This is a genomic window from Phreatobacter oligotrophus, from assembly GCF_003046185.1.
GTDB classification, from domain to species: Bacteria; Pseudomonadota; Alphaproteobacteria; order Rhizobiales; family Phreatobacteraceae; genus Phreatobacter; species Phreatobacter oligotrophus.
The window spans coordinates 1-3602 of sequence record NZ_PZZL01000047.1; the positions used below are offsets into that span (position 1 = coordinate 1).

Below are 3602 nucleotides of genomic sequence, written 5' to 3' on the forward strand. Positions count from 1 at the left end.
AGGCCCCGCTACAGCCCCATCTGGCGGCTGGCGAGATCCTTCATGATCTCCTCGGTGCCGCCGCCGATGGCGTTGACCTTCACCTCGCGATAGATGCGCTCGACCTTGACGCCGCGCATGTAGCCGGCGCCGCCGAAGATCTGCACAGCCTCCGAGGCGCAGTAGGCGAGGGTCTGCGTCGCCTGGTTCTTCAGGAGGCAGATCTCGGCCACGGGGTCGTCACCCTGTTCCAGCCGCCAGGTCAGCATTTCCAGCCAGGCCTGCGAGGTCTCGACCTTCTGGTGCATGTCCACGAGCTTGTGGCGGATGACCTGGTGCTGGGTCAGCTTCTTGCCGAAGGTGACGCGCTGGGCGGCATAGGCGCGGGCCTCATCGAGGCAGACGCGGGCCATGGCGATGCAGCCGGCGGCCATGGTCAGGCGCTCGTGGTTGAAGTTGCGCATGATGATCTTGAAGCCGGCGCCCTCCTGTCCGAGGAGGTTGCCGGCGGGCACGCGGACATCGTCGAAATGCAGGGTCGCGGTGTCGGAGGCCCACCAGCCCATCTTCTTCAGCGGCGTTCGGGTGAAGCCGGGCGCATCGCGCTCGATGACGAGGAGGCTGACGCCGCCCGGTCCCTCGCCGCCGGTGCGGACGGCCACGGTGTAGCAATCGGCGCGCATGCCGGAGGTGATGAAGGTCTTCTCGCCGTTGACGACGTAGTGGTCGCCGTCGCGGCGCGCCGTTGTGCGCAGGTTCGCGACGTCCGATCCGCCGCCCGGCTCGGTGATGGCGAGGGCCGCGATGCGCTCGCCGGCGAAGATGCCGGGCAGCAGCCGCGCCTTCAGCGCCTCGGAGCCGGCCGCGACAATGGGCGGTGCGCCGATGGCGTGGCTCATGAGGCTGGCATTGATGCCGCCGGCCCCGTGGCGGGCGAGCTCCTGCGTGGCGATGATCCACATGAAGCGGTCGGCGGGGATGCCGCCATAGCCTTCCGGAAAGCCGAGGCCGAGAAGGCCGATGGCCGCCGCCTTCCGGTAGAGCTCGCGGGGAAACTCCTCCGCCTCGTCCCACTGCGTCGCGAAGGGTTCGATCTCGCGGGCGACGAAGCGGCGGACCTGGTCGCGAAAGGCCTCGTGGTCCGCGGTGTAGAAGGGATGGGCCATGGCGGCTCCCGCCGGCCCGCGGCCGGCTCATGCAGGCATGAAGCGACGCCGCCGGCTTGGGGGCCAGCGGCGTCAGGACTGTGCGTCAGTTGGTCGGCGCGGCGCCGGTCAGCCAGCTGCGGGTGACGACCCAGCGGCCGTTCTGCACCTGGGAGAGGCGGGCGTCGTTGTTGCAGAGGCGGTTCTGCGGGGTGATGTTGCAGGGCCGCGTCTCGAAGGGCGTCTGGGCCGGCGGATTGGTCTCCACCGCGCGCAGGAAGCTCTCCACCGTCAGGGCCTGGCCGGCCCGGTTCGCCGCCTGCAGGAAGGCGTCGCCGATCTGCCAACCATAGGCGGAAAAGACGGTCGGGTCCTCGCCGAACTTCGCCTTGTAGCGGGCGGCCCAGTCGCGGATCTCCTGGCTCGGATCATCGGGATAGGGATGGGCGGTGGTCATCATGGCGTAGAAGCCGTTGGCGACCGCGCCGCCGAGCTGCGGGATGAGGTGGGTGTAGGCGGCCGAGGTGCCGACGAAGGTCGCCTCGAGCCCGATCTTGCGGGCCTCCGCCAGCACGCCGACGGTCTCGCGGATGATGGTGCCCATCAGCACGAGGTCGCAGTTCGCCGCCTTCATGCGGGCGACCTGCGAGGAGAACTCGGTGGCGCCGCGCTTGTAGGTCGTGCGCTCGACAAAGGTCTGGTTGACGAGGCCAAGGGCCGCCTCGCCGCCGCGCATGACCTCGAGGCCGAACTCGTCGTCCTGGTAGACGACGCAGACGCGCCTGGCGTTCTTCTCGCGGATGATGTCGGGAAGCGTCGTGCGCACCTGGTCGAAATAGGAGGCGGCGAAGGCGAGCTTCAGCGGCGTCGGCGGCATGTACATTTCGCGCGCCGCGGTGACGGGGAAGAAGTTCGGCACGTTGCGCTCGAACTGGATCGGCATCGCCGCCATGTTCTGCGCCGTGCCGATATGGCCGACCATCGCGAAGATGCGGTCGGAATTGACCAGCTTCTGCGCCGCGAGCAGGGCCTTGCGCGGGTCATAGCCGCTGTCCTCGACGAGCAGGCGCACCTGCCGGCCGTGGATGCCGCCGCGGGCATTGAGCTCGTCGAAGAACATCTGCAACCCGTTGCGGGTCTGCTTGCCATAGGCGGCGAGCGGCCCGGACAGGTCCTGGATGGTGCCGAGGGTGATCTGGTTGTTGGCGACGCCCTGGGTCTGGGCGAGCGCGGTTCCGGAGACCAGCGTCGCCGCGAGGGCAAGGCTTGTGAAAAGCGTCTTCATCGGGGTTCCTCCATCGGGTGAGCCCGGTTGATCCGGGTCTATGGGGTGGGGCCGTCGGGCGGCCTTGGCGAAAATGCTAGTAGAAAGACCTCGGCGCCGGTAGCGGGTCAGGCTGCGGCGCTGCGGTACATGCCGGCGATGAGGTCGGCGTACTTCTTCTGCACGAGATTGCGCTTCAGCTTCATCGTGGGCGTCAGTTCCTCGTCCTCTGCGGTGAGGCGCTGCTCGATGAGGCGGAAGGTCTTCACCTGCTCGACGCGGGCGAATTTCGCATTGACCCGCTCGACCTCGGCCTGGATGAGCGCCACCACTTCGGGCGCGCGGCAGAGGCTCGCATAGTTCGAGAAGGGGATGTCGTTGTCCTGCGCGAATTTCTCGACATTCTCCTGGTCGATCATGACGAGCGCGGTCAGGTAGGGCAGCCGGTCGCCGATGATGACGGCGTCGGTGATGTAGGGCGAGAACTTCAGCTCGTTCTCGATCTCGGAGGGCGTGATGTTCTTGCCGCCGGCGGTGATGATGATGTCCTTCATCCGGTCGGTGATGCGGAAGAAGCCCTCGTTGTCGACGGTGCCGACATCGCCGGTGTGCAGCCAGCCGTCGCGGATGGTCTCGGCGGTCTTCTCGGGCTGGTTGAGGTAGCCCTTGATGATGGTGGGACCGCGGGCAAGGATCTCGCCGTGCTCGCCGATCCTCATCTCGATGGCGCTGGTGGGGCGGCCGATCGTGCCGGGCTTGATGCGCTCCACGGGCACCACGGAGCCGGCGCCTGACGTCTCCGTCATGCCCCAGACCTCAAGCATGGGCACGCCGAGGGCGAAGTACCAGCGGACGAGGTCGGGCGAGATGGGCGCCGCGCCGGTGACGAGGAAGCGGCAGCGGTGGATGCCGATGGCCTTGCGCACGTTGTTCAAGGCCAGCCAGCGGCCGAGCGTCACCTTCACGCGCAGGGCGAGCGGCACCTCCTTGCCGTCGATCATGAGCTCGGCGGCCTGCTTGCCCTGCTCAATGGCCCAGCCATAGAGCGCCCGCTGCAGCGGCGTCGCCTCCTTCAGGCGGATCATCACTGCAGAGTAGAACTTCTCCCAGATGCGCGGCACGGCGAAGAAGATGGTCGGCGCTATCTCGCGGACATTGTCCGGCACGGTCTCGGGGTTCTCGACGAAATTCAGCGTCGCGCCGGAATAGAGCGC

3 protein-coding genes are annotated in these 3602 nt (G+C 67.7%); all 3 read right to left on the bottom strand.

Annotation, left to right across the window (positions count from 1 at the left end):
* Positions 1-8: 8 nt before the first annotated feature.
* Positions 9-1145 carry an acyl-CoA dehydrogenase family protein gene (locus C8P69_RS23200; protein ID WP_108179793.1) on the bottom strand — a complete coding sequence of 379 codons (1137 nt, stop codon included), beginning with the start codon at positions 1143-1145 and terminating at the stop codon, positions 9-11.
* Positions 1146-1230: 85 nt separating this feature from the next.
* Positions 1231-2409 carry an ABC transporter substrate-binding protein gene (locus tag C8P69_RS23205; protein WP_108179794.1) on the bottom strand — a complete coding sequence of 393 codons (1179 nt, stop codon included), beginning with the start codon at positions 2407-2409 and terminating at the stop codon, positions 1231-1233.
* Positions 2410-2516: 107 nt separating this feature from the next.
* On the bottom strand, positions 2517-3602 hold a 1086-nt coding region (locus C8P69_RS23210; RefSeq protein ID WP_146167452.1), incomplete at its 5' end, for an AMP-dependent synthetase/ligase.